Origin of the sequence: Methylotenera sp. G11, assembly GCF_000799735.1 — a bacterium.
Classification (GTDB): Bacteria; Pseudomonadota; Gammaproteobacteria; order Burkholderiales; family Methylophilaceae; genus Methylotenera.
This window is the reverse complement of sequence record NZ_JUHH01000001.1, coordinates 2151656-2176929: the sequence shown is the minus strand read 5'-3', so window position 1 is coordinate 2176929 and position 25274 is coordinate 2151656. Positions and strand designations below refer to the sequence as shown.

The 25274-nt window shown below is 47.9% G+C and carries 21 protein-coding genes and 5 tRNA genes; 1 reads left to right on the top strand and 25 read right to left on the bottom strand.

Annotation, left to right across the window (positions count from 1 at the left end):
* Positions 1 to 75 precede the first annotated feature (75 nt).
* From rpsJ to GQ51_RS09950, 25 genes are all read right to left on the bottom strand, one after another.
* Positions 76 to 384, bottom strand: a complete 309-nt coding sequence (gene rpsJ, locus GQ51_RS10070; protein ID WP_015831295.1) for a 30S ribosomal protein S10 — start codon at positions 382 to 384, stop codon at positions 76 to 78.
* A 64-nt stretch (positions 385 to 448) separates the two neighbouring features.
* Positions 449 to 1639: an elongation factor Tu gene (gene tuf / locus GQ51_RS10065; protein ID WP_047552472.1), complete on the bottom strand. Its 1191-nt coding sequence runs from the start codon at positions 1637 to 1639 to the stop codon at positions 449 to 451.
* Between the two features lie 47 nt (positions 1640 to 1686).
* Positions 1687 to 3780, bottom strand: a complete 2094-nt coding sequence (fusA, locus tag GQ51_RS10060; RefSeq protein WP_047552501.1) for an elongation factor G — start codon at positions 3778 to 3780, stop codon at positions 1687 to 1689.
* Positions 3781 to 3877: 97 nt separating this feature from the next.
* Positions 3878 to 4348, bottom strand: coding sequence for a 30S ribosomal protein S7 (gene rpsG, locus GQ51_RS10055; RefSeq protein WP_047552499.1), 471 nt, complete (start codon positions 4346 to 4348; stop codon positions 3878 to 3880).
* A 107-nt stretch (positions 4349 to 4455) separates the two neighbouring features.
* Positions 4456 to 4842 (bottom strand): 30S ribosomal protein S12, encoded by a 387-nt coding sequence (rpsL, locus tag GQ51_RS10050; protein WP_015831292.1) that lies wholly within the window; start codon positions 4840 to 4842, stop codon positions 4456 to 4458.
* Between the two features lie 157 nt (positions 4843 to 4999).
* Positions 5000 to 9256, bottom strand: a complete 4257-nt coding sequence (rpoC, locus tag GQ51_RS10045) for a DNA-directed RNA polymerase subunit beta' (RefSeq protein ID WP_047552496.1) — start codon at positions 9254 to 9256, stop codon at positions 5000 to 5002.
* Positions 9257 to 9266: 10 nt separating this feature from the next.
* Entirely contained in the window at positions 9267 to 13439 is a 4173-nt protein-coding gene (gene rpoB / locus GQ51_RS10040; RefSeq protein WP_047552492.1) for a DNA-directed RNA polymerase subunit beta, read from the bottom strand.
* A 217-nt stretch (positions 13440 to 13656) separates the two neighbouring features.
* Positions 13657 to 14028 carry a 50S ribosomal protein L7/L12 gene (gene rplL / locus GQ51_RS10035; RefSeq protein WP_047552490.1) on the bottom strand — a complete coding sequence of 124 codons (372 nt, stop codon included), beginning with the start codon at positions 14026 to 14028 and terminating at the stop codon, positions 13657 to 13659.
* A 51-nt stretch (positions 14029 to 14079) separates the two neighbouring features.
* Positions 14080 to 14571, bottom strand: coding sequence for a 50S ribosomal protein L10 (gene rplJ / locus GQ51_RS10030; RefSeq protein WP_047552487.1), 492 nt, complete (start codon positions 14569 to 14571; stop codon positions 14080 to 14082).
* A gap of 325 nt (positions 14572 to 14896) precedes the next feature.
* Positions 14897 to 15583 carry a 50S ribosomal protein L1 gene (gene rplA, locus GQ51_RS10025; RefSeq protein ID WP_047552484.1) on the bottom strand — a complete coding sequence of 229 codons (687 nt, stop codon included), beginning with the start codon at positions 15581 to 15583 and terminating at the stop codon, positions 14897 to 14899.
* 1 nt (position 15584) lies between these two features.
* Positions 15585 to 16016, bottom strand: coding sequence for a 50S ribosomal protein L11 (gene rplK, locus GQ51_RS10020; RefSeq protein ID WP_047552481.1), 432 nt, complete (start codon positions 16014 to 16016; stop codon positions 15585 to 15587).
* Positions 16017 to 16204: 188 nt separating this feature from the next.
* Positions 16205 to 16741, bottom strand: coding sequence for a transcription termination/antitermination protein NusG (gene nusG / locus GQ51_RS10015; protein WP_047552478.1), 537 nt, complete (start codon positions 16739 to 16741; stop codon positions 16205 to 16207).
* Positions 16741 to 17088 (bottom strand): preprotein translocase subunit SecE, encoded by a 348-nt coding sequence (gene secE, locus GQ51_RS10010; RefSeq protein WP_047552475.1) that lies wholly within the window; start codon positions 17086 to 17088, stop codon positions 16741 to 16743. The genes nusG and secE overlap by 1 nt, the downstream gene beginning before the upstream one ends.
* Positions 17089 to 17196: 108 nt before the next feature.
* A tRNA-Trp gene (locus tag GQ51_RS10005) sits at positions 17197 to 17272 on the bottom strand.
* A 90-nt stretch (positions 17273 to 17362) separates the two neighbouring features.
* Positions 17363 to 18553 carry an elongation factor Tu gene (gene tuf, locus GQ51_RS10000; RefSeq protein WP_047552472.1) on the bottom strand — a complete coding sequence of 397 codons (1191 nt, stop codon included), beginning with the start codon at positions 18551 to 18553 and terminating at the stop codon, positions 17363 to 17365.
* A gap of 199 nt (positions 18554 to 18752) precedes the next feature.
* Positions 18753 to 18827 (bottom strand) — tRNA-Thr (locus GQ51_RS09995).
* A 23-nt stretch (positions 18828 to 18850) separates the two neighbouring features.
* Positions 18851 to 18926 (bottom strand) — tRNA-Gly (locus tag GQ51_RS09990).
* A 65-nt stretch (positions 18927 to 18991) separates the two neighbouring features.
* Positions 18992 to 19076: transfer RNA gene (locus GQ51_RS09985), tRNA-Tyr, on the bottom strand.
* 69 nt (positions 19077 to 19145) lie between these two features.
* Positions 19146 to 19221 (bottom strand) — tRNA-Thr (locus tag GQ51_RS09980).
* A gap of 47 nt (positions 19222 to 19268) precedes the next feature.
* On the bottom strand, positions 19269 to 19703 hold the full coding sequence (locus GQ51_RS09975; RefSeq protein ID WP_047552469.1) for a ClpXP protease specificity-enhancing factor: 435 nt from the start codon (positions 19701 to 19703) through the stop codon (positions 19269 to 19271).
* Between the two features lie 54 nt (positions 19704 to 19757).
* Positions 19758 to 20357, bottom strand: coding sequence for a glutathione S-transferase N-terminal domain-containing protein (locus GQ51_RS09970; protein WP_047552465.1), 600 nt, complete (start codon positions 20355 to 20357; stop codon positions 19758 to 19760).
* A gap of 2 nt (positions 20358 to 20359) precedes the next feature.
* On the bottom strand, positions 20360 to 21085 hold the full coding sequence (locus GQ51_RS09965) for a cytochrome c1 (RefSeq protein ID WP_047552462.1): 726 nt from the start codon (positions 21083 to 21085) through the stop codon (positions 20360 to 20362).
* Between the two features lie 5 nt (positions 21086 to 21090).
* On the bottom strand, positions 21091 to 22353 hold the full coding sequence (locus tag GQ51_RS09960; RefSeq protein ID WP_088178155.1) for a cytochrome b: 1263 nt from the start codon (positions 22351 to 22353) through the stop codon (positions 21091 to 21093).
* Between the two features lie 62 nt (positions 22354 to 22415).
* The gene (gene petA, locus GQ51_RS09955; protein WP_047554113.1) at positions 22416 to 23054 is read right to left on the bottom strand and encodes a ubiquinol-cytochrome c reductase iron-sulfur subunit; all 639 of its coding nucleotides are present in this window, start codon (positions 23052 to 23054) and stop codon (positions 22416 to 22418) included.
* 208 nt (positions 23055 to 23262) lie between these two features.
* The gene (locus tag GQ51_RS09950; RefSeq protein ID WP_047552457.1) at positions 23263 to 24012 is read right to left on the bottom strand and encodes a Nif3-like dinuclear metal center hexameric protein; all 750 of its coding nucleotides are present in this window, start codon (positions 24010 to 24012) and stop codon (positions 23263 to 23265) included.
* A gap of 86 nt (positions 24013 to 24098) precedes the next feature.
* Between GQ51_RS09950 and GQ51_RS09945 the strand changes: the two genes are divergently transcribed.
* Complete coding sequence (locus GQ51_RS09945; RefSeq protein ID WP_047552454.1) at positions 24099 to 25274, top strand: Do family serine endopeptidase; 1176 nt, start codon at positions 24099 to 24101, stop codon at positions 25272 to 25274.

The following is a 25274-nucleotide window of genomic DNA, read 5'->3' as shown; positions in this document are numbered from 1 at the left end:
CTACGCGCTTTTGTCAAGATAGTACAAAAAGCACGGTGAACAAAAGCAACAACGAATAAAACTGATTTTCAAAGATTACAGCTTGATTTCTACATCAACACCAGCCGGCAAGTCCAACTTCATCAATGCATCCACTGTTTTATCAGTAGGATCCACGATATCCATTAAGCGTTGATGAGTGCGGATTTCGAATTGGTCGCGCGATGTTTTATTTACGTGCGGTGAACGCAGAATATCAAAACGTTCGATACGTGTTGGTAATGGCACTGGACCTTTAACAACAGCGCCAGTACGTTTGGCAGTTTCTACGATTTCTTGAGCTGATTGATCGATCAAACGATAATCAAATGCTTTAAGACGAATACGGATTTTTTGGTTTGTCATTTTACTGCCTTTCAAAAGAGCGAAACGGCAGGGTTCACCCTGCCGTTTGATTTAACTACAAAAATTACTCGATAATCTTAGCTACAACACCAGCACCCACAGTACGGCCACCTTCACGGATAGCGAAGCGCAAGCCTTCTTCCATCGCGATCGGGGCAATCAGGGTCACTGTGATTGATACGTTGTCACCTGGCATAACCATTTCTGTACCCGCTGGCAATTCAACTGCGCCAGTTACGTCTGTGGTACGGAAGTAGAATTGTGGACGGTAGCCTTGGAAGAATGGCGTGTGACGACCACCTTCGTCTTTACCCAGCACGTAGATTTCTGCCGTGAATTTGGTGTGCGGTTTGATAGAGCCAGCTTTTGCCAATACTTGACCACGTTCCACTTCTTCACGTTTGGTACCACGCAGCAATACGCCTACGTTGTCGCCTGCTTGACCTTGATCCAGCAGTTTGCGGAACATTTCAACGCCGGTACAGGTGGTTTTCAGGGTGTCTTTGATACCTACGATTTCAATTTCGTCGCCGACTTTAACAATGCCGCGTTCTACACGACCGGTTACTACGGTACCGCGGCCTGAGATTGAGAATACGTCTTCTACTGGCATCAGGAATGTGCCGTCGATTGCGCGTTCTGGCAGCGGGATGTAGCTGTCGAGTGCGTCGGCCAGTTTGAAGATGGATGGTTCGCCGATGTCTGATTGGTCGCCTTCCAGCGCAGCACGTGCTGAGCCGGTGATGATTGGGGTGTCGTCGCCTGGGAAGTCGTATTTGCTTAACAGGTCACGCACTTCCATTTCAACCAGTTCCAACAATTCAGGATCGTCAACCAGGTCGGCTTTGTTCAGGTATACGATGATGTATGGTACGCCTACTTGACGTGCCAGCAGGATGTGTTCGCGTGTTTGTGGCATTGGGCCGTCAGCTGCTGAACATACCAGGATTGCGCCGTCCATTTGGGCTGCGCCGGTAATCATGTTTTTTACATAGTCGGCGTGGCCTGGGCAGTCAACGTGTGCGTAGTGACGTGTGGCTGTTTCGTATTCTACGTGTGCTGTGTTGATGGTGATGCCGCGTGCTTTTTCTTCTGGTGCCGCGTCAATTTGGTCGTAAGCTTTTGCTTCGCCGCCGAATTTCTTGGTCAGTACAGTGGTAATCGCCGCTGTCAGTGTTGTTTTACCGTGGTCAACGTGGCCAATCGTGCCTACGTTTACGTGCGGCTTGGTCCGTTCGAATTTACCTTTTGCCATGATTATTTCCTTTTATTTAAACTTTAAAAACTAAATTTAGTAATGAACTATTTCTTGTTCATGATGGCTTCAGCCACATTTCTTGGCGCTTCAGCATAGTGCTTGAATTCCATGCTATAGCTAGCACGACCTTGTGACAATGAACGCACAGTCGTTGCGTAACCAAACATTTCCGATAATGGTACTTCTGCACGAATTGCTTTACCGCCACCAGCCGTATCTTCCATGCCTTGAATCATGCCGCGACGTGATGACAAATCGCCCATCACATCACCCATGTACTCTTCAGGCGTTTCAATTTCAACCGCCATGATAGGCTCAAGCAATACAGGATCAGCTTTGCGCATACCATCTTTGAAGCCGATAGAAGCTGCCATCTTGAACGCATTCTCGTTTGAGTCAACGTCATGGTATGAGCCATCGAACAACGTCACTTTTACGTCAACAACCGGGAAACCAGCCAGAATACCTGATGGGATGGTTTCGCGCAGACCTTTTTCAACTGCAGGGATAAATTCACGTGGAACTGTACCGCCTTTAATTTGGTCAACGAATTCAAACCCTTTACCAGCTTCGTTAGGCTCCATGATCAGCCATACGTGACCGTACTGACCCTTACCGCCAGACTGCTTAACGAACTTACCTTCAACTTCCACTTTTTTCCTGATCGCTTCACGGTAAGCCACTTGAGGAGCACCTACGCTAGCCTCCACGTTGAACTCACGACGCATACGGTCAACAATGATGTCCAAGTGCAACTCACCCATACCTGAAATGATGGTTTGGCCAGATTCTTCATCTGAGCGCACGCGGAATGATGGATCTTCCTGTGCCAGACGTCCCAGTGCAATACCCATTTTTTCCTGGTCAGCTTTGGTTTTTGGCTCAACCGCTACGTGAATAACTGGCTCAGGGAATACCATGCGCTCAAGAATGATAGGCTTATCAACCGCACACAATGACTCACCGGTAGTCACATCTTTCAAACCAATAGCGGCCGCGATGTCGCCCGCTACAACCTCATCCACTTCCTGACGGGTGTTTGCATGCATTTGCACGATACGGCCAATGCGCTCTTTACGGGCTTTTACTGAGTTGTATACAGTGTCACCTTTTTTCAGAACGCCTGAGTAAACACGGATAAATGTCAACTGACCCACAAACGGGTCCGTCATCAACTTAAATGCCAAAGCCGACAAGCCTTCAGTATCAGAGGCTTTACGAGTAACACGCTCGCCATCTTCATCTTCACCTTCGATATCAGGAATATCCACAGGTGACGGCAAGAAGTCGATCACCGCATCCAGCATACGCTGAACACCTTTGTTTTTAAATGCAGTACCACACAGCATCGGCTGAATTTCCGTTGCGATAGTACGTGCACGGATACCAAAAATGATGTCAGCTTCTGACAAGTCACCTTCCTCCAGGTACTTGTTCATCAACTCTTCACTGGCTTCAGCTGCAGCTTCAACCATATTTTCACGCCATTTATTCGCAACCTCAACCAAATCGGCAGGAATATCACCGTATTCGAATTTCATACCTTGCGAAGCCTCATCCCAGATGATTGCTTTCATTTTAATGAGGTCAACCACGCCAGTGAAAGTATCTTCACGACCGATAGGAATCACGATAGGAACTGGGTTAGCTTTCAGGCGGGTACGCATCTGGTCAACAACTTTGTAGAAGTCAGCACCAGAACGGTCCATTTTGTTAACGAATGCCAAACGCGGCACTTTGTATTTTGTTGCCTGACGCCATACGGTTTCTGACTGAGGCTGAACACCGCCTACCGCACAGTAAACCATACAAGCACCATCCAGAACACGCATTGAACGCTCTACTTCGATAGTAAAGTCAACGTGACCCGGGGTATCAATAATATTAAAACGGTGCTGCTCATACTGACCAGCCATACCTTTCCAGAAACAGGTAGTAGCCGCAGAAGTAATAGTAATACCGCGCTCTTGCTCCTGCTCCATCCAGTCCATGGTAGCAGCGCCATCATGCACCTCACCAATCTTATGGTTTACGCCTGTGTAAAAAAGAATACGCTCAGTCGTAGTTGTTTTACCTGCATCAATATGTGCAGAAATACCAATATTACGATAGCGGTTAATGGGGGTTTGACGAGCCACGGTTATTACCTTTGCTTAAATATTATTGCTTAAAATTCTTAAAGAACAACTCACTAAAAACAAATGTACCTTTTAGATAAAAGGTACATTTCATCAATTAAAACCTGAAGTGTGAGAACGCTTTATTAGCTTCTGCCATACGATGAACTTCTTCACGCTTCTTCATCGCTGAGCCACGGCCTTCTGAAGCCTCAATCAACTCGGCCGCCAGACGCAGACCCATGGACTTCTCACCGCGTTTACGCGCTGCATCACGCAGCCAACGCATTGCCAGAGCACTACGACGGCTTGGACGAACCTCAACAGGCACCTGGTAGTTAGCACCACCAACACGGCGACTCTTAACTTCAACCAAAGGACGCAAGTTTGTAAGCGCGAGTGTAAACACTTCCAGCGCATCTTTACTTGTCTTGCTAGTTACCTGGTCGAAAGCACCGTACAAAATACGCTCGGCAACAGATTTTTTACCACCGGTCATCAGTACGTTTACAAATTTCGATACTTCTTGGCTACCGAATTTTGGATCCGGCAGAATATTGCGTTTGGGGACTTCTCTACGTCTTGGCATAATCTTCTCTATTCTCTTTTATGTTTTGCTAGCAACTGCTCAAGCAAGGCTTTTGGTTAGCCGCACATTAATAAAACTGAACCGTCAACGGTCCGGTTATGTTCAAATTACTTAGCTTTAGCTTCTTTAGGACGCTTAGCACCGTATTTAGAACGTGATTGTTTACGATCTTTAACACCTGCTGTATCCAAACTACCGCGCACCATATGGTAACGCACACCTGGCAAGTCTTTTACACGACCACCGCGCAGCAATACCACGCTGTGCTCTTGCAAGTTATGACCTTCACCGCCGATGTAGCTAATAACTTCATAGCCGTTTGTCAGGCGCACTTTAGCAACCTTACGCAAAGCTGAGTTAGGCTTTTTAGGTGTAGTAGTATAAACACGGGTGCAAACACCACGTTTTTGTGGACAAGCTTCAAGTGCTGGCACTTTGCTCTTAGTGACCACTTTAACGCGTGGTTTACGTACTAACTGATTGATGGTTGGCATTGCCTGTAACCTCTAATGTTGTTCTCTAAAATTAATTTATTTCAAAATCTATAAAAATAAATAGACTAGGATGGCGTTAAACACAATAACACCATCCTGAAAAACTCAGCATTCTATTTAGCCTGACTTTTATTGTCAAGGCTTTAATTATCTGATTTTATTCTGCGTCTACTTCTCCACTTACTTCCGATACTACTTCTTCTGTCACCACTTCAGCTTCAACAGCTGCTGAAGCAACCGCTGCATTTGCAGTTGGCACACCGCCGGCAACCGCTGCACGCTTACGCGCTTCGTGATAAGCCAGGCCGGTACCAGCCGGAATCAAACGACCAACAATGACGTTTTCTTTCAAACCACGTAAATCATCACGTTTGCCCAAGATCGCCGCTTCGGTTAACACACGTGTTGTTTCCTGGAATGACGCAGCTGAGATGAATGAGTCTGTTGATAATGATGCTTTAGTAATACCAAGCAATACATATTCAAACTGTGCAGGACGCTTGTCTTGCGCAATGACCTGTTCATTTTCAGCCAGCAAATCAGCACGCTCAACTTGCTCACCCAGAATAAAGCTTGTGTCGCCCGCATCGGTCACTCGAACACGACGCAGCATCTGACGCACAATCACCTCGATATGCTTGTCATTGATCTTAACGCCTTGCAGACGGTAAACGTCTTGCACTTCGTCAATGATGTAACGCGCCAAAGCTTCACGGCCTTGTAAACGTAAAATATCTTGCGGGTCAGCCGGGCCGTCAACAATCGTTTCACCCTTAGTCACCACTTGACCGTCATGCGCAGTCACATGCTTATCTTTAGGGATCAGGTACTCGCTTGAAATACCATCCAGATCAGTGATTACCAGACGCTGCTTACCTTTGGTATCTTTACCGAACGACACCGTACCTGTCACTTCAGCAAGCATACCTGCATCTTTTGGTGAACGCGCTTCGAACAATTCGGCTACACGCGGCAGACCACCGGTAATATCACGCGTTTTAGATGACTCTTGCGGTACGCGGGCCAGAACTTCACCCACACCAACTTCCTGGCCATCTTTCACGTTGATGATACAACCGATCTGGAATGTTACGTTAACTGGCTGGTCACCACCTGCAAGCTTGACCTCGACACCATTGCCATCCAGCAATTTAACTTGCGGACGCAAACCTTTGGTTTGACCTGCACGTTGTTTAGGATCAATCACCACCAATGATGACAAACCAGTCACATCATCGATCTGTTTAGCAACAGTGATACCTTCTTCTACGTTTTCGAATTTAACGAAGCCTGCATACTCGGTGATAATCGGACGCGTATGCGGATCCCATGTCGCGATTGCCTGACCGGCTTTGATAGTCTTGCCGTCAGTAATCTGCAATGTTGCACCGTATGGCACTTTATGACGCTCACGCTCACGGCCATTGTCATCCACAATCACCACTTCACCATTACGTGAAATCACCACCTGCTCGTTACGTACGTTAGTCACATAACGCATGGTTGAAGTGAAGTTCAGAACACCGTTGGATTTACTTTCAACCTGAGATACTGAAGCCGCACGCGATACCGCACCACCGATGTGGAATGTACGCATGGTCAGCTGTGTACCTGGCTCACCGATAGATTGCGCCGCGATCACACCTACAGACTCACCTTGGCTGATCAGCTTGCCACGACCCAGATCACGGCCATAACACTTGGCACAAATACCGTAACGTGTATCACAAGTCAGCGCTGTACGCACTTTCACTTCATCAATGCCCAAGGCATCCAGATGCTCAACTTCATCTTCCGTGAGCAAGGTACCGGCTGGGTAGATCACTTCCTGCGTTTCAGGATTGATCACATCCAAAGCGGCTGTACGGCCCAGGATACGGTCATGCAACGGCTCGATCACTTCACCGCCTTTGACCAGCGCTTTAGTGACCAGGCCATCGGTAGTGCCGCAATCATGCTCGGTCACAACCAGATCTTGCGTCACATCAACCAGACGACGTGTCAGGTAACCTGAGTTCGCTGTTTTCAACGCCGTGTCAGCCAGACCCTTACGGGCACCGTGGGTTGAAATAAAGTATTGCAACACGTTCAGGCCATCACGGAAGTTCGCTTTAATCGGTGTTTCAATGATAGAGCCATCCGGTTTCGCCATCAGGCCACGCATACCTGCAAGCTGACGTACCTGCGCCGCAGAACCACGCGCGCCTGAGTCGGCCATCATATAAATAGCGTTGAATGATTCCTGGCGTAGCACCTTACCGGCAGCATCTTTAATCTGCTTGCCATCAGCATCCAGCACATCTTCTTCACGCAACTGCTTCATCATCGCATCGGCAACTTTATCACCGGCACGACCCCAGATGTCCACCACCTTGTTGTAACGCTCACCCTGGGTTACCAGGCCTGAAACGTACTGGTCTTCAATCTCTTTAACTTCAGCATCGGCAGCGGCAATCAGCTGCTCTTTTTCTGTAGGTACCAGCATATCGTTAATACTGATAGAAATACCCGCTTTAGTCGCGTAAGAGTAACCGGTATACATCAGCTTATCTGCAAAGATAACGGTTTCACGGATACCAACCTTACGGAAGCTGGTGTTGATCAGTCTTGAAATTTCTTTCTTTTTCAGGGCCTTGTCAATGGTGCTGAACGGCAAGCCTGCTGGCAGTATATGTGACAACAACGCACGGCCAACTGTAGTTTCGTAACGTGTGATCTTCTCGTTCTTCACGCCATTCAGGTCAACATCAAACTCCTGGATACGCACGGTAATTTTTGCATGCAGGTCAATCAGGTTCTGGTCAAACGCACGCTGAACCTCTTTCACGTCTGCAAAACGCATACCTGTGCCGCGTGCATTTACTTTTTCACGCGTCATGTAGTACAGACCCAACACGATATCCTGTGACGGAACGATGATAGGCTCACCGTTAGCAGGTGACAGCACGTTGTTTGATGCAAGCATCAGGGTACGTGCTTCCATTTGCGCCTCAAGGCTCAATGGAACGTGAACCGCCATCTGGTCACCGTCAAAGTCGGCGTTGAATGCCGCACAAACCAACGGATGCAACTGGATCGCTTTACCTTCGATCAGGATAGGCTCAAACGCCTGAATACCCAAACGGTGCAAGGTAGGCGCACGGTTCAGCAGTACAGGATGCTCGCGGATCACGTCCTCGAGGATATCCCATACTTCTGGTCCTTCTTCTTCTACCTTTTTCTTCGCTGCCTTGATGGTAGTCGCTAAGCCCAACACTTCCAGCTTGTGGAAAATGAATGGTTTGAATAATTCCAACGCCATTTTCTTAGGCAAACCGCATTGATGCAGTTTCAATTGCGGGCCCACCACAATCACTGAACGGCCAGAGTAGTCCACACGCTTACCGAGCAAGTTCTGACGGAAACGACCGCCTTTACCTTTAATCATGTCTGCCAGTGATTTGAGCGGACGCTTGTTCGCGCCTGTCATTACCTTACCGCGACGGCCATTGTCCAGCAATGAGTCCACAGCTTCCTGCAGCATGCGTTTTTCGTTACGCACGATGATTTCTGGCGCTTTCAGCTCCAGCAGACGTTTCAGACGGTTGTTACGGTTGATCACGCGGCGATACAGATCGTTCAGATCTGAAGTTGCAAAACGGCCGCCATCCAACGGTACCAATGGACGCAATTCCGGTGGCAATACCGGCAGGATTTCAAGAATCATCCACTCTGGCTTAATGCCGGATTTCTGGAATGCTTCCAACACTTTCAAACGTTTAGCAATTTTCTTGATCTTGGCTTCAGAACCGGTAGCGCCCAGCTCCTGGCGCAAGTTAGTGATTTCACGCTCGATGTCCATCGTACGCAGCAGTTCACGAACAGCTTCAGCACCCATGACCGCGTTAAATTCATCACCGTACTCTTCTACTTTTGCCAGGTAGTCGTCTTCTGTCAGCAACTGACCGCGTGTCAGTGGCGTCATGCCAGGGTCAACCACGATGAATGCTTCAAAGTACAACACACGTTCGATATCACGTAATGCGATATCCAATACCATACCCAAACGGCTTGGTAATGATTTCAGGAACCAGATGTGCGCAACCGGTGATGCGAGGTCAATGTGACCCATACGCTCACGACGTACTTTTGACAATGTGACTTCCACACCGCATTTTTCGCAGATTACACCGCGATGTTTCAGGCGTTTGTATTTACCGCACAAGCACTCGTAATCTTTGATTGGGCCAAAGATTTTTGCGCAGAACAAACCATCACGCTCAGGCTTGAAAGTACGGTAGTTAATGGTTTCTGGCTTTTTCACTTCGCCATATGACCATGAACGGATTTTCTCAGGTGAAGCTAACGCAATCTTGATCGCATCAAACTCTTCTTCTTGCGTTACCTGTTTAAATAGGTCTAATAGAGCTTTCATATTTGTCTCCTTAGTTTCGGTCTAGGTCAATGTCGATAGCGAGTGAACGGATCTCTTTCACCAGCACGTTGAATGATTCAGGCATACCTGCATCAATCTTGTGTTCGCCCTTGACGATATTTTCATATACTTTGGTACGCCCGGTTACGTCATCTGACTTAACTGTGAGCATTTCCTGCAAGGTATATGAAGCACCATAAGCTTCAAGCGCCCAAACCTCCATCTCACCGAAACGCTGGCCGCCGAATTGCGCTTTACCGCCCAATGGCTGCTGCGTAACCAGAGAATAAGGACCTGTTGAACGAGCATGCATCTTGTCATCAACCAAGTGATGCAGTTTCAGGAAGTGCATGTAACCCACTGTGACCGGACGCTCAAATGCCTCGCCGGTACGGCCATCAAACAAGGTAACCTGTGTTTTGCCTGCGTGGAATTGCAACTGTTTAGTACGCGCGTCATCATCCGGGAACGCCAGATCAAGCATTTCCCTGATATCGGATTCAGCAGCACCGTCAAATACCGGCGTTGCAAACGGCACGCCGTTGGTCAGGTTTTGCGCCAGATCCAGAATCTCTGCATCAGTGAAAGATTTGATATCTTCTTTCGTACCAGTACTGTCGTTATAGATTTTTTCCAGGAATTTGCGGATCTCGGCCACTTTCACTTCCTGACGCAGCATTTCTTCAATGCGCAGACCCAAGCCTTTGGCAGCCCAGCCCAGATGCACTTCCAGAATCTGACCGATGTTCATACGTGACGGAACGCCTAGCGGGTTCAGCACGATGTCCATAGGCGTACCATCAGCCATGTGCGGCATATCTTCGACCGGGCAGATTTTTGAAATCACACCCTTGTTACCGTGGCGGCCTGCCATCTTGTCACCAGGTTGAATGCGACGTTTAACCGCGAGGTAAACTTTCACCATTTTCTGAACGCCTGGCGGCAATTCATCACCTTGTGTCAATTTACGTTTTTTCTCCTCAAAACGGTTATCGAACTCAACGCGGGCTTGTGACAGACTGTCTTTCAACTGTTCAAGCTGACGGGCTGTTTCTTCATCTGCAAGACGAATGTCAAACCAGTCATAACGACCAACGCTTTCCAGGTATTCAGCCGTTAATGCCTCACCTTTTTTCAGCTTGTTAGGACCGCCGGTCGCAACTTTGCCTTCAATCAGGCGACGAATACGGCCAAATGCGTCATCCTCAACGATACGCATCTGGTCAGCCAGGTCCTTCTTATAGTGCGCCAATTGGTCGTCGATAATCTGCTGGGCACGTGCGTCACGCTCGATACCTTCACGCGTAAACACTTGTACGTCAATCACGGTACCGCTCATGCCTGACGGTACGCGCAGAGATGTATCTTTAACGTCAGAAGCTTTTTCACCGAAAATAGCACGCAACAGTTTTTCTTCCGGAGTCAGCTGTGTCTCACCTTTTGGCGTTACTTTACCAACCAGCACGTCTCCGGCTTCCACTTCTGCACCGATGTGGATAATACCCACTTCATCCAGGCGCGCTAACATACGCTCGCTCAGGTTAGAAATATCCTGTGTGATTTCTTCAGCGCCAAGCTTGGTATCACGGGCCACCACAGACAGTTCTTCAATATGGATTGAAGTGTAGCGGTCATCAGCCACTACGCGCTCCGAGATCAACACGGAGTCTTCGTAGTTATAACCGTTCCATGGCATAAAGCCGATCAGCATGTTCTGGCCAAGCGCCAATTCACCCATGTCAGTTGATGCGCCGTCGGCAATCACGTCACCGCGAGCCAGCTTGTCACCTACCTGCACCAATGGTCGCTGGTTAATGTTCGTGTTCTGGTTGGAACGTGTGTATTTAGTCAGGTTGTAAATATCAACACCAACCTCGCCGGCTTTCGCCTCTTCATCGTTTACGCGGATCACGATACGTGCTGAATCCACATAATCAACAACACCACCGCGACGGGCTGTAACTACAGTACCTGAGTCAACTGCTACGGTACGTTCAATACCAGTACCAACCACAGGCTTCTCGGCACGCAGACATGGTACAGCCTGACGCTGCATGTTTGCACCCATCAATGCACGGTTCGCGTCATCGTGTTCCAGGAACGGAATCAGTGAGGCAGCCACAGATACAATCTGGCCAGGCGCCACGTCCATGTATTGGACGCGCTCTGGCTGCGTCATGGTAAATTCGTTGTGATGGCGTGATGAGATCAGGTCATCAATCATCATGTTCTTAGCATCAAGGTCCGTATTCGCCTGTGCGATCATGTACTGGCTCTCTTCAATCGCAGAGAGGTAGTCAATCGTATCGGAAACCTTATTGCCCTCAACACGGCGGTATGGCGTCTCAAGGAAACCATAATCGTTGGTACGCGCATACAGCGCCAGTGAGTTGATCAAACCAATGTTTGGACCCTCAGGCGTTTCAATTGGACATACGCGTCCGTAATGGGTCGAATGAACGTCACGCACCTCAAAACCAGCGCGTTCACGAGTCAGGCCACCTGGGCCCAACGCTGAAATACGGCGCTTGTAGGTAATTTCTGACAATGGGTTGGTTTGATCCATAAACTGTGACAATTGGCTTGAGCCAAAGAATTCACGGATCGCACTTGATACCGGTTTTGCATTGATCAGGTCATGTGGCATCAGGTTATCTGATTCAGCTTGCGACAGGCGCTCTTTTACCGCGCGCTCAACACGAACCAGGCCGGTACGGAATTGGTTTTCTGCCAACTCGCCTACTGAACGGATGCGACGGTTACCCAAGTGGTCAATATCATCGATCTCGCCATGGCCGTTACGCAGCTCTAACAGGACTGCAATCACTGCCAGAATATCTTCATTCGAAAGAATGTTCGAACCAGTGTCACCGCGCACGCCAACCGCTTCATAGAAACGCTTGATCCATTCGGATTGACGCTCTTCCGCTTTTTCAGGGAACGCACGACGGTTAAACTTCATACGGCCAACGCGTGACAGGTCATAACGCTCTTCACTGAAGAACAGGCCTTGGAACAACGCTTCAACAGACTCTTCTGTTGGCGGCTCGCCTGGACGCATCATGCGGTAGATCGCAACGCGCGCGCTGTATTGGTCTGGAATTTCATCAATACGCAAAGTTTGTGAAATATAATCACCGTGATCCAGGTCATTTGAGTACAGTGTTTTAATTGAAGCGATATTGGCATCAACTAATTTTTCCAGCAATGATTCTGTAATCTCGTCGTTCGCATTAGCAACAACTTCGCCGGTTTCCTGGTCAATGATGGTGTTGGCGATTGCGCGGCCAAGAATGAAATCCTGTGGTACGGCGATTTGATTTACGCCGGCTTTTTCCATATCACGGATATGTTTTACCGTAATGCGCTTGTCTTTTGCGACAATCACTGCGCCGTCTTTGCCTACGATGTCAAATTTAGCCACTTCACCGCGCAGACGTTCAGGAACGATTGTGAACTCAACACCGGATTTACTGATGTGGAACGTATCAAAGTCGTAGAAAGTCGAAATGATTTGCTCTGGTGTATAACCCAGCGCTTTCAGCAGGATAGTGACCGGCATTTTACGGCGACGGTCAATACGGAAATATAAGTAGTCCTTAGGGTCGAACTCGAAATCCAGCCATGAACCACGGTAAGGAATGATGCGTGCTGAGAACAGCAGCTTGCCTGAACTGTGTGTTTTACCACGGTCATGCTCAAAGAACACGCCTGGGCTACGGTGCAGCTGTGAAACAATCACACGCTCGGTACCGTTAATGACAAAAGAGCCATTGTCAGTCATCAAAGGCAATTCGCCCATGTAGACTTCCTGCTCTTTTACTTCTTTAACTGTTGGCTTTGATGCCTCTTTATCCATGATAGTGAGGCGCACTTTTACACGCAAAGGTGCTGCATAGGTCAGGCCGCGCTGCTGACATTCTTTAACATCAAAAGGCTCGGCACCCAGTTGATAGCTCACGTAATCCAGACGTGCATTGCCAGAATGGCTGACGATTGGAAAAACCGAACTGAATGTTGACTGCAGACCATCTTCCGTGCGCTTATCCGCCGGAATGTCCGCTTGTAAAAATGCCTTGTAAGACTCCAGTTGCATTGCTAGCAGATAAGGAATCTCTTGTACTTTTTCGCGCTTGGCGAAACTTTTACGAAGGCGTTTTTTTTCGGTGAAGGAATAGCTCATTGCATCTCCTAATGTTTGAGGGCAGAAATTAAAATACTTTTTTGCACTACATCCACTACGTAAGTATTTTCACCTCTAACCTCAGTCAAGATTCTACTGAAGGTTACTGTCATCTGAAGGCAGACAACATCATTACAATTTGTTACACAATTACGCCATCAGAAATGGCGAAGGCTGACGGTTACCCGTCAGCCTAATTCATACATCTAGCAATGTATTATTTGAGTTCGCCAGTTGCGCCAGCTTCGATCAATTTTTTCAGTGCTGCATCAGCGTCAGCTTTTGAAACGCCTTCTTTGATCACTTTTGGAGCGCCGTCAACTAAGTCTTTCGCTTCTTTCAAGCCTAAGCCTGTCAATTCGCGAACTGCTTTAATAACGTTAACTTTGCTTTCGCCAGCTGCTGTCAATACAACGTTGAATTCTGATTGCTCAGCTGCCGCTGCTGGAGCTGCACCTGCTGAAGAAGCTACAGCAACAGCTGCTGCTGAAACGCCGAACTTTTCTTCGATTTCTTTAATGAATGCTGTTAACTCTAACACTGACATTGAGCCAACTGCGTCTAAAATATCTGCATTTGAAATTGCCATTTGAATATTCCCTAAAATTAATTAATGTTGCCTGGATGTTATCTTGTCGAATTACGCTGCTTCTTTGGCATCGCGGATTGCTGCGATAGCACGTGCGAACTTGGTTGGCACTTCGTTGAGCGTACCTGCCAATTTGCCTAACAACTCTTCGCGGCTTAATGTAGATGCCAGAGCCTGAACGCCAGCGGCATCCATGACTTGATTTGGCATTGCACCAGCTTTGATAACAATCTTATCGTTAGTTTTTGCAAAGTTATTGATAACCTTTGCAGCTGAAACTGCATCTGCTGAAATACCGAACACCAGTGGACCCACCATAGCGTCAGCTAAAGCTGCAAATGGTGTGCCTTCAACTGCACGACGTACCAAAGTGTTTTTCAACACACGCAAGTACACACCAGATTTACGAGCTTCCGCGCGCAATACGGTCATGTCAGCCACGCCGATGCCACGATACTCAGCCAGAACAATCGCTTGCGCTTGTGCAACTTGCGCACCAACTTCAGCAACTACTGCTTTTTTCTCTGTAAGATTTAGACTCAAGGTCTTTCTCCTTCCGTTAAAATCTCTGTTTTATTGCTAAAACAGAATCAGCTTCTACGATCCTGAAATCATAAAAACCACTTTTTACGGCGACCTTTCAATAGGAATTAACCTGTTTAGGGATGCGCCATCTGCGTAGGCTAAAGTTCTATTTCTGCAGAGGTAAGGCAATCTACCTTACACCCACATCAAAGAAACTTACATTAAATCAAATGATACCTAACGGTCTTTGATAACCTCATGTCACATTCAAGCAATGCCGATTGACAACATGAGCCCAAAGTTCTTTACGGGCAAGGCCGCTCAGCCTTGCCCTAATATTTACTTAAGCAACCAGAGTTGTCTGGTCTACACGCACACCGGCACCCATGGTGCTGGATACAGACAATTTCTTCAGGTAAACACCTTTGCTTGAAGCTGGTTTCGCTTTGTTCAAAGCTTCAACCAAAGCAACCAGGTTACCTTGCAATTGTTCAACCGTGAATGAAGCACGGCCGATTGTGCAGTGAACGATACCACCTTTGTCTGTACGGTATTGCACTTGACCTGCCTTAGCATTTTTAACTGCGGTAGCAGCATCAGGCGTTACAGTGCCTACTTTCGGGTTTGGCATCAAACCACGTGGGCCTAAAACCTGACCCAGCGCACCAACGATACGCATTGCATCTGGAGTCGCGATCACAATATCAAAATCCATCACGCCGGCTTTAACTTGCTCCGCCAGATCTTCGAAACCGACGATGTCAGCGCCTGCAGCTTTAGCAGCCTCAGCTTGTGCACCTTGAGCGAACACAGCAACGCGTGTTGTTTTGCCTGTACCGTTTGGCAACACCAGAGCGCCACGCACTAACTGGTCTGATTTACGTGCATCAATACCTAAATTGATTACAGCATCTACTGACTCATTAAATTTAGCAGTTGCATTTTCCTTAACCAAAGTCAAACCTTCAGTTACTGGATACAGTTTATTACGGTCTACTTTTGCACGCAGTGCATTGATTCTTTTAGCCATGTTATACACCCTCCACTTCAATACCCATGCTGCGAGCACTACCTGCGATAGTACGCACAGCAGCATCCATATCAGCAGCAGACAAGTCAGCTTGTTTTGTTTTCACGATTTCTTCAGCCTGGGCACGTGTGATCTTGCCAACTTTATCTGTATGTGGACGTGGAGAACCTTTAGTAATACCAGCAGCTTTTTTAATCAAAACTGTTGCCGGAGGAGATTTCATCACAAATGTGAAGCTCTTGTCCGCGAATGCAGTAATTACCACAGGGATTGGAAGACCTGGTTCTACACCTTGTGTAGCGGCATTAAATGCCTTACAGAATTCCATAATATTCAAACCACGCTGACCTAATGCTGGACCAACTGGAGGACTTGGGTTAGCTTTACCTGCAGGAATCTGCAATTTGATATAGCCAATAACTTTCTTTGCCATGCTATTACTCCTAAAATGGGTACAAACGCCTACAAAATTAAAACTTCGTCGCTATGCTGCGTTGCATTCATAAAAATTTTCGCTCACATACTTATCGTATGCCGCGCTCAATTTTCACTCTTGCGCCTTGCCTAGCTTAGAACTTTTCATTTTGCTAACTAAGCTCCCCGTTAATAAACTACTACCTACTAAACTTCTTTCTCTACCTGCGCAAACTCAAGTTCAACTGGGGTAGAACGCCCGAAGATAACCACTGAAACACGCAGTTTGCTTTTCTCGTAGTTAACTTCCTCGACGTTGCCTGAAAAGTCCTTGAATGGACCATCAACAATACGAACTGACTCACCTTTTTCGAAAGTAAGTTTCTGTGTTGGATTACTTTTACTGTCATCAATACGCTGAAGGATAATATCGACTTCTTTGTCTTTGATCGGCGTCGGCTTCTGCGCACTGCCGCCGATGAACGCCGTCACACGCGGAGTACTCTTAACCAGATGCCACGTGTCGTCAGTCATATTCATCTGCACCAGCACATAACCCGGATAGAGCTTACGTTCAGAAATCGCCTTCTGTCCGTTTTTCATTTCAATCACTTCTTCAATCGGCACCAATATCTGACCGAACTGATCTTGCAGACCAGAACGCACAACGCGCTCTTCCAAACCTTTTTGCACAGATTTCTCAAAACCCGAAAACGCTTGCACCGCGTACCATTTCATACTCATTACGCGCCCCGTCCCATTAATTTCTGCACCATAAATGCAAATCCGATATCAACAACAGCCAAGAAAGCCGCCATAACCACCACTAAAGCAAAAACCACCAAAGTAGTTTGTATTGTCTCTTTTCGTGTAGGCCATACGACTTTACGCGCCTCAACTACCGCCTCACCGATAAAACCCAATGAGCGCTGGCCTACAGGCGTAGTCCACAATACGGCAATAGAAGCTCCCAAGCCGGCAAGAACGGCTAAAATGCGTACAACAGTGGGCTTATCAGCAAGCAGGTAAAAACCTGCAAGACCAGCGATAAGCAAAAGGACCGCCACCAGCAACTTAATTTTGTTGACCATAATCTACTTAATAGTGACTCAAATAATTAACCGGATTTTAATAACGCAAATAACTAGAAATATTTAAATTTCTAGTTATTCAAGTGGATTAAATCCGTACTGCAAATCTGGCAGGCCAAGAGGGTCTCGAACCCCCAACCCTCGGTTTTGGAGACCGATACTCTACCAATTGAGCTATTGGCCTGTACATAAACAACTTTATCAAGAGCCACACCGGGTTGTTAGTGCGACTCTTTTACTACCACTTATCTGGCGCTACTGCACCAGATAATCATTACTCGATAATCTTAGCTACAACACCAGCACCCACAGTACGGCCACCTTCACGGATAGCGAAGCGCAAGCCTTCTTCCATCGCGATCGGCGCAATCAGGGTCACTGTGATTGATACGTTGTCACCTGGCATAACCATTTCTGTACCCGCTGGCAATTCAACTGCGCCAGTTACGTCTGTGGTACGGAAGTAGAATTGTGGACGGTAGCCTTGGAAGAATGGCGTGTGACGACCACCTTCGTCTTTACCCAGCACGTAGATTTCTGCCGTGAATTTGGTGTGCGGTTTGATAGAGCCAGCTTTTGCCAATACTTGACCACGTTCCACTTCTTCACGTTTGGTACCACGCAGCAATACGCCTACGTTGTCGCCTGCTTGACCTTGATCCAGCAGTTTGCGGAACATTTCAACGCCGGTACAGGTGGTTTTCAGGGTGTCTTTGATACCTACGATTTCAATTTCGTCGCCGACTTTAACAATGCCGCGTTCTACACGACCGGTTACTACGGTACCGCGGCCTGAGATTGAGAATACGTCTTCTACTGGCATCAGGAATGTGCCGTCGATTGCGCGTTCTGGCAGCGGGATGTAGCTGTCGAGTGCGTCGGCCAGTTTGAAGATGGATGGTTCGCCGATGTCTGATTGGTCGCCTTCCAGCGCAGCACGTGCTGAGCCGGTGATGATTGGGGTGTCGTCGCCTGGGAAGTCGTATTTGCTTAACAGGTCACGCACTTCCATTTCAACCAGTTCCAACAATTCAGGATCGTCAACCAGGTCGGCTTTGTTCAGGTATACGATGATGTATGGTACGCCCACTTGACGTGCCAGCAGGATGTGTTCGCGTGTTTGTGGCATTGGGCCGTCAGCTGCTGAACATACCAGGATTGCGCCGTCCATTTGGGCTGCGCCGGTAATCATGTTTTTTACATAGTCGGCGTGGCCTGGGCAGTCAACGTGTGCGTAGTGACGGGTTGCTGTTTCGTATTCTACGTGTGCTGTGTTGATGGTGATGCCGCGCGCTTTTTCTTCTGGCGCCGCGTCAATTTGGTCGTAAGCTTTTGCTTCGCCGCCGAATTTCTTGGTCAGTACAGTGGTAATCGCCGCTGTCAGTGTTGTTTTACCGTGGTCAACGTGGCCAATCGTGCCTACGTTTACGTGCGGCTTGGTCCGTTCGAATTTACCTTTTGCCATTGCATTAGTCCTTTACAATATTTTATTAACCATAAGTTTTATTAGAATTAATAAAACTTGTTCAAATTTCAAGTTGTTCAAATTACAAAGTGCTGCCAAACATCAGTTAACCACTAGCAACTCAACCACCAGTACCACCACGCCCAACATTAATCTTGGCCGCTTAAAATTTTATGCACCGCCACGAATTCAAGCTTTATGGTGCCCATGGCGGGAATCGGACCCGCGACCTCTCCCTTACCAAGGGAGTGCTCTACCACTGAGCCACATGGGCGCTAAACCAATCTACCCAGTCATTGGAGCGGGCGACGAGGTTCGAACTCGCGACATCTTGCTTGGAAGGCAAGTGCTCTACCAGCTGAGCTACACCCGCGACCGGTCTAAATAACACAAACGCCTACAAGCTCATTACTAACACTTACACATGTATTACAAACTTGGTGGAGGGGGAAGGATTCGAACCTTCGTACTCTGAGAGAACGGATTTACAGTCCGTCGCCTTTAACCACTCGGCCACCCCTCCTCACCGAACCCGAAATTATGCTGACAATTTGACTTGCTGTCAAATGCATAACGGAATTTGTCAAGAATTTGGTGCCGGATGTCGGAATCGAACTGACGACCTTCGCATTACAAGTGCGCTGCTCTACCAACTGAGCTAATCCGGCGTTAAATTTGAGTTGCGTATTATACTGAGATTTTTAAAAATGCAAAGCTATTTTACGATTGTCAGTGTGGGTTTTTTATTATTTCTGTTTTTTGAGCGATCTTCAGGCGAAACATCCGCAGCCGAAGCCAGCTCTTCATCAGCGGGCTGTGCTTCCGCGTCGGTGGTATCGTCCAACTCAAAAAACATACCCTGCCCGTTCTCGCGCGCAAAAATACCCCTTACTGCATCCATCGGCACATAGATATTTTGAGACACGCCGCCAAAACGGGCCGAAAATACTACCGACTCATTATCCATATGCAGATCTTTGGTCGCACTGTAGTTGATGTTCAATACAATCTCGCCATCCTTGACGTAAGCCATCGGTACACGCGTACGGCCATTAACTGCGACTACCAGATGCGGCGTAAGGTTGTTGTCGACGCACCACTCATGCATGGCACGCAACATATAAGGCTTGGTAGAAATCAATTGCGCCATTAAAACAACCTTACTATCGAATGAGAAACCGCAAATTAACTGAAAAACACGTAATTACTTACGCATCGCTTTTTCGGACGGCGTCATCGCATCCGAATACAAAGGCCTTGAGAACAGGCGCTCTGCATACTTGAGAATCGGCGCAGCCTGGTTTGGCAATTCAATGCCATAGTGCCCCAAGCGCCACAGCAGAGGCGTTACTGCAACATCCAGCATTGAATAATCATCTCCCAGCAAATAGTTTTGCTTGGAAAAAATAGGTACCAGTTGCGTCAGGTTGTCACGAATAGTCGCACGCGCCTTATCCGCCTTCTGCTCATCACCCGATTCAATATCTGCAATGTGGCTGAACAGATCTTTCTCAAAACTATACAAGAACAACCTGGCACGGGCACGCATCACCGGATCAGGCGGCATCAGCTGCGGATGCGGAAAGCGCTCATCAATGTACTCATTAATGATATTAGCTTCAGATAGCACCAGATCGCGCTCAACAAGAACCGGTACTTGATTATAGGGATTGATAACTGCCAGATCCTCAGGCTTGTTTGCCAGGTCAACATCAATCACCTGGAAATCCATGCCTTTTTCGAATAAAACAATTCGACAGCGGTGGCTATAGGGATCAGTCGTCCCCGAATATAAAGTCATCATATTTAGTGTATATCCTTCCAATAAGCTTTCTTGAGTTTGTAAGTCAGAACCAACAACACACTCAAAAACAGTAAAACTAACCAGCCCAGCTGGTTACGTTGTTGTTTTGCAGGCTCAGACATGTAAGCCAGGAAATTAGTCAGATCACCAACCAGCACATCATACTCCTCAACAGAGAGACGACCCGGCTTCACCAATTTCAACTCATGCGTTTCATGGTTAAGCTCCTGCTCACCCTGCAGTTCGTAGAGCACATGTGGCATACCCACTTTATCGAACACTGTATTATTCCATCCAGTTGGACGTGAGCTGTCACGGTAGAAGCCACGCATATAGGTATACACCCAATCCGCACCGCGAGCACGCACTTCAACCGACAGATCAGGCGGCGCAGCGCCTAACCACTTTGCAGCCTCCTTCTTGTTCATCGCCACCTTCATGGTATCACCCACTTTTTCGCCGGCCAGCAGCAAATTGTCCTTGATCTGCTTTTCCGTCAGCCCGATTTCAAGCAGTCGGTTATAGCGCATGTAATTCGCGCTATGGCAGTTAAGGCAATAGTTAACAAACGTACGCGCACCACGCTGCAATGATTCATGGTTTGAAGCATCCACCGGCGCCTTATCCAGCGCCAACTCTTCATTGGCAGCTGCGGTAAGCGATAAAACAAACAATGGCGCTAACAATACTGCTGAAAAAATATTTTTCATATTATCTATAATTTTCATGGCTATTATCCTGTCACTCTTTCTGGCACTGGTTTAGTTTTGTCTTTTTTGGTATACCAAGGCATCAAGGCAAAGAACAAGAAATAAACAACCGTAAAGAATCGTGCAACTACGGTAGCGCGATCCGCACCACCCATCCACGCACCAAACTGGCCCCATACGTTTGAAGGCACGGTACCCAGATAACCTAAAACCAGGAAACTCACCACAAACGCAGCCAACCAAGCTTTATATAACGCACCGCGATGACGGATCGACTTGACCGGGCTTCTATCGAGCCAAGGCAGGAATGCAAAAGCCACTACTGACAGGCCCATTGCAGCCACACCCGGGAATTGCGAATTCAGGATAGGCGGTACCGCACGCAGGATTGAGTAGTAAGGCGTGAAATACCATACCGGCGCAATGTGTGCAGGCGTTTTAAGCGGATCTGCCGGCACAAAGTTATTCGCCTCAAGGAAATAACCACCCATTTCCGGTGCAAAGAAAATAATCGCTGAGAATACAATCAGAAATGCTGCCACACCTACAAGATCTTTCACTGTGTAGTATGGATGGAACGGGATACCATCCAGCGGAATGCCTGTTGTTTTATCTTTCAGCTTCTTGATTTCCACGCCATCCGGGTTGTTTGAACCAACTTCATGCAATGCGATCAGGTGTGCAACGACCAAACCCACCAGCACAAACGGCAAGGCAATCACATGGAACGCAAAGAAACGGTTTAACGTAGCATCTGAAACCAGATAATCACCACGCAGCCACTGAGACACGTCAGGACCAATAAATGGAATTGCAGAGAACAGGTTCACAATGACCTGCGCACCCCAGTATGACATCTGACCCCAAGGCAACAGGTAGCCAAAGAAAGCCTCGCCCATCAGCGCCAGGAAAATCGCCACGCCGAATAGCCAGATCAATTCACGCGGATTGCGATATGAACCGTAAATCAAGCCACGGAACATGTGCAGATACACCACGACAAAGAACATGGAAGCGCCGGTCGAGTGCATATAACGGATCAGCCAGCCCCACGGCACATCTCGCATGATATATTCTACAGAACCGAACGCCAGTTCAGCATCTGGCTTATAGTGCATGGTCAGGAAGATACCTGTCACAATTTGCAGCACCAGCACCAGCAAAGCCAGTGAACCAAAGAAGTACCAGAAATTGAAATTCTTGGGTGCATAATATTCGGTCAGGTGCGCCTTGATATTGCTGGTCAAGGGAAAGCGGGCATCCACCCAATTCAAAGTGTCATTCATGACACCCGCTAATTTTGACTTATCCTGGGATTTATCTTGAGATTTATTTTTGTTAGTCATGATTAAGCCTTATCTTCAGTATCAACACCAATCAGCAACACAGTATCGCTTAGATATTTGTGCGGAGGCACCACCAGGTTAATTGGCGCTGGAGAGCCTTTAAACACACGGCCCGCCAAGTCGAACTTGGAACCGTGGCAAGGACAGAAGAAACCGCCGGTCCACTTCTCGCCCATATCGCCGCCCGCTTTCATCTTCTCAGTCGGGGAACAGCCCAGGTGCGTACAGATACCTACGACCACGGCAACATTAGGTTTGATTGAACGGCCTTCATTTTTACAATACTCAGGCTGCTGGGAAGTTACGTTACTCGCAGGATCAGACAACTGATCATCATGCTTCGCCAGCTCTGCGACCATTTCATCGGTCCGGTTAATCACCCACACCGGCTGACCACGCCACTCTGCTGTCAGCATCGTACCCGGCTGAATTTTGCTGATATCAACTTCTACCGGCGCACCAGCGGCTTTCGCACGCTCACTTGGCGTCATGCTCTTAACAAAAGGCACCGCGACTGCGGCACAGCCCAGGGCGCCTACTGCTGAAGTTGCTATTAAGAAGTTACGCTTATCTAAATCTACTTGAGAACACTCGCTAGCTTGCGAGCCAGTCTGCTGCTTGTCACTTTGGTTGTCTGACATGTTTTCCTCATGCATGAAAGGATTGACCGAATTCAGCATCAAGTCCTTTTGAGACCAATGCCATCATATATATTAAAATAGCGCCGGCTAGAAGAGCATTACCTACAGCGGGCACAGCTTGAAATCGAGCGGTTTTTAATCGCCGAATTATACAATGTTTTTACTAAGCAATTAAAGCTTTATTTAATAAGTGACTGAAGTAAAACAACTAAACCGGATTATCAATATCTATAAATTCATGCTCCAAATCAAACCTGCCCGCAAGGTGCTCACCGAGCGCCCGGATACCATAGCGCTCGGTTGCATGATGCCCCGCAGAAACATAGGCCACGCCCATTTCAAGCGCCAGATGGGTGGTCTGCTCTGAAATCTCGCCACTGATGAAAACCTCGGCGCCAAGCGCTGCCGCCGCTTCAATATAACTTTGCGCAGCCCCGGTGCACCAGGCAACTCTGCGTATCAGCCGATTTCTATCGCCCACCACCATGGCACGACGCTGCAGGCTGCTTTCAATGCGCGATACAAAATCTCCTAGCGCTGTTGGAATATCAAGGTCGGCGTAAGCGACCAGATTTTCATCACCTGCGTAATCGACTGCATTCAATCCAAGCAATTTGCCAAGCTGCACGTTATTGCCCAGCTCTGCATGCGCATCCAGAGGCAAGTGATATGCCATCAGGTTTAAATCATTTTTTAACAGATAGGCGATGCGATTACGTTTTATCCCGACAATTCTGGCATCTTCGTTACGCCAGAAATAGCCATGATGCACCAGCACCAGATCAGCATTCGCTTTGTGGGCCGCTTCCAACAGCGCCATGCTCGCCGTCACTCCGGACACAATTTTGCGAATATCCTGCCGTCCTTCAACCTGCAAGCCATTAGGACAGTAATCCTTGAAACGCTCTACACGCATGAGTTGTTGGGTATAATGTATTAACTCATTGATTTTTACCATAAACTATAACCTTTAGATTCTGTGCTATTGATTTCCGATTGCTGCGACCCGATATCCAAACTACTCATTTTCTTTACATTTAACTTATGAATAACCAGCTGCATAAAAAAGTATGGCTCATTTTTGCACAAACGGCGACCGTGTGCATGGCATTGCTGTTTGTATTGCGCATTTTCAATCCTGATTTTTTAAATCAGAAAGAACATGCGTTGGTAGTAAAGCCGAATGATCAATTACAGGAGGCCACTCCGGCAGGCTCTTACCGTCATGCGGCAAAAAAAGCGATGCCTTCTGTGGTCAATATTTTCACCAGCAAGGCAGCCGCTGCCAACCCGCATGAGAAATTCCTGGACGACCCGGTTTTTCGGCATTTCTTTGGCGACCAGTTCGACGACATGGAAACCCCTTCGCAACCGGAAAACAGCCTGGGCTCCGGCGTGATCGTAAGTGAAAAAGGTTTGATCCTGACCAATAACCATGTGATTGCAACAGCGGATGCAATCGAGGTGGCTTTGTCAGACGGCCGCAAGCTCTCTGCAAAAGTGGTAGGGACCGACCCCGACACTGATCTCGCACTGATTAAAGTAGATGCCGATAATCTGCCTGCAATCACTTTTGCCAGTTCGGACAAGCTGAGTGTCGGCGATGTAGTATTGGCTATCGGCAATCCTTTCGGTGTCGGCCAGACTGTCACGCAGGGCATCGTCAGCGCTCTTGGCCGCACGCACCTTGGAATTAACATCTATGAAAACTTCATCCAGACAGACGCCTCGATCAACCCCGGCAATTCTGGCGGTGCATTAATCGATACCGAAGGTAGCCTGGTCGGCATCAATAGTGCAATCTATTCACGCAGCGGCGGCTCCATGGGCATTGGCTTCGCCATACCGGCAACACTGGCACAGCAGGTGACTGAACAAATCATTGCTCAAGGGAACGTAACCCGCGGCTGGATAGGCATTGAGGCACAGGACATTACGCCGGAACTTGCAGAATCATTCCGCTTAAAACGGCCGCAAGGCGCACTGATTGCAGGTGTTCTGCGCAACAGCCCCGCCGACAAGGCTGGCCTGCGCGCCGGTGACATTTTATTGGCGATCGAGGGTAAACCTGTCATTGACAGCGGCACCATGCTGAACTTGATTGCAGCCCTGAAGCCGAATCAAAAAGCCACTATCCAGATTGCGCGTGCCGAGGCGATCATTAACATTTCGGTTATTATCGGCAAACGCCCGAAGCCATCTGAAATTGTGAGTGAATAG

What these genes read in the sequence shown, in the direction of transcription:
- secE (WP_047552475.1), bottom strand. Translation starts at nt 17,088, where the DNA reads ATGGTCAACAAAATTAAGTTGCTGGTGGCGGTCCTTTTGCTTATCGCT.
- GQ51_RS09970 (WP_047552465.1), bottom strand. Translation starts at nt 20,357, where the DNA reads ATGATGACTTTATATTCGGGGACGACTGATCCCTATAGCCACCGCTGT.
- tuf (WP_047552472.1), bottom strand. Translation starts at nt 18,553, where the DNA reads ATGGCAAAAGGTAAATTCGAACGGACCAAGCCGCACGTAAACGTAGGC.
- GQ51_RS09950 (WP_047552457.1), bottom strand. Translation starts at nt 24,012, where the DNA reads ATGGTAAAAATCAATGAGTTAATACATTATACCCAACAACTCATGCGT.
- rplA (WP_047552484.1), bottom strand. Translation starts at nt 15,583, where the DNA reads ATGGCTAAAAGAATCAATGCACTGCGTGCAAAAGTAGACCGTAATAAA.
- tuf (WP_047552472.1), bottom strand. Translation starts at nt 1,639, where the DNA reads ATGGCAAAAGGTAAATTCGAACGGACCAAGCCGCACGTAAACGTAGGC.
- rpoC (WP_047552496.1), bottom strand. Translation starts at nt 9,256, where the DNA reads ATGAAAGCTCTATTAGACCTATTTAAACAGGTAACGCAAGAAGAAGAG.
- rplL (WP_047552490.1), bottom strand. Translation starts at nt 14,028, where the DNA reads ATGGCAATTTCAAATGCAGATATTTTAGACGCAGTTGGCTCAATGTCA.
- GQ51_RS09960 (WP_088178155.1), bottom strand. Translation starts at nt 22,353, where the DNA reads ATGAATGACACTTTGAATTGGGTGGATGCCCGCTTTCCCTTGACCAGC.
- GQ51_RS09975 (WP_047552469.1), bottom strand. Translation starts at nt 19,703, where the DNA reads ATGGCGCAATTGATTTCTACCAAGCCTTATATGTTGCGTGCCATGCAT.
- rpoB (WP_047552492.1), bottom strand. Translation starts at nt 13,439, where the DNA reads ATGAGCTATTCCTTCACCGAAAAAAAACGCCTTCGTAAAAGTTTCGCC.
- petA (WP_047554113.1), bottom strand. Translation starts at nt 23,054, where the DNA reads ATGTCAGACAACCAAAGTGACAAGCAGCAGACTGGCTCGCAAGCTAGC.
- nusG (WP_047552478.1), bottom strand. Translation starts at nt 16,741, where the DNA reads ATGAGTATGAAATGGTACGCGGTGCAAGCGTTTTCGGGTTTTGAGAAA.
- GQ51_RS09965 (WP_047552462.1), bottom strand. Translation starts at nt 21,085, where the DNA reads ATGAAAATTATAGATAATATGAAAAATATTTTTTCAGCAGTATTGTTA.
- GQ51_RS09945 (WP_047552454.1), top strand. Translation starts at nt 24,099, where the DNA reads ATGAATAACCAGCTGCATAAAAAAGTATGGCTCATTTTTGCACAAACG.
- rpsJ (WP_015831295.1), bottom strand. Translation starts at nt 384, where the DNA reads ATGACAAACCAAAAAATCCGTATTCGTCTTAAAGCATTTGATTATCGT.
- rpsL (WP_015831292.1), bottom strand. Translation starts at nt 4,842, where the DNA reads ATGCCAACCATCAATCAGTTAGTACGTAAACCACGCGTTAAAGTGGTC.
- rplK (WP_047552481.1), bottom strand. Translation starts at nt 16,016, where the DNA reads ATGGCAAAGAAAGTTATTGGCTATATCAAATTGCAGATTCCTGCAGGT.
- rpsG (WP_047552499.1), bottom strand. Translation starts at nt 4,348, where the DNA reads ATGCCAAGACGTAGAGAAGTCCCCAAACGCAATATTCTGCCGGATCCA.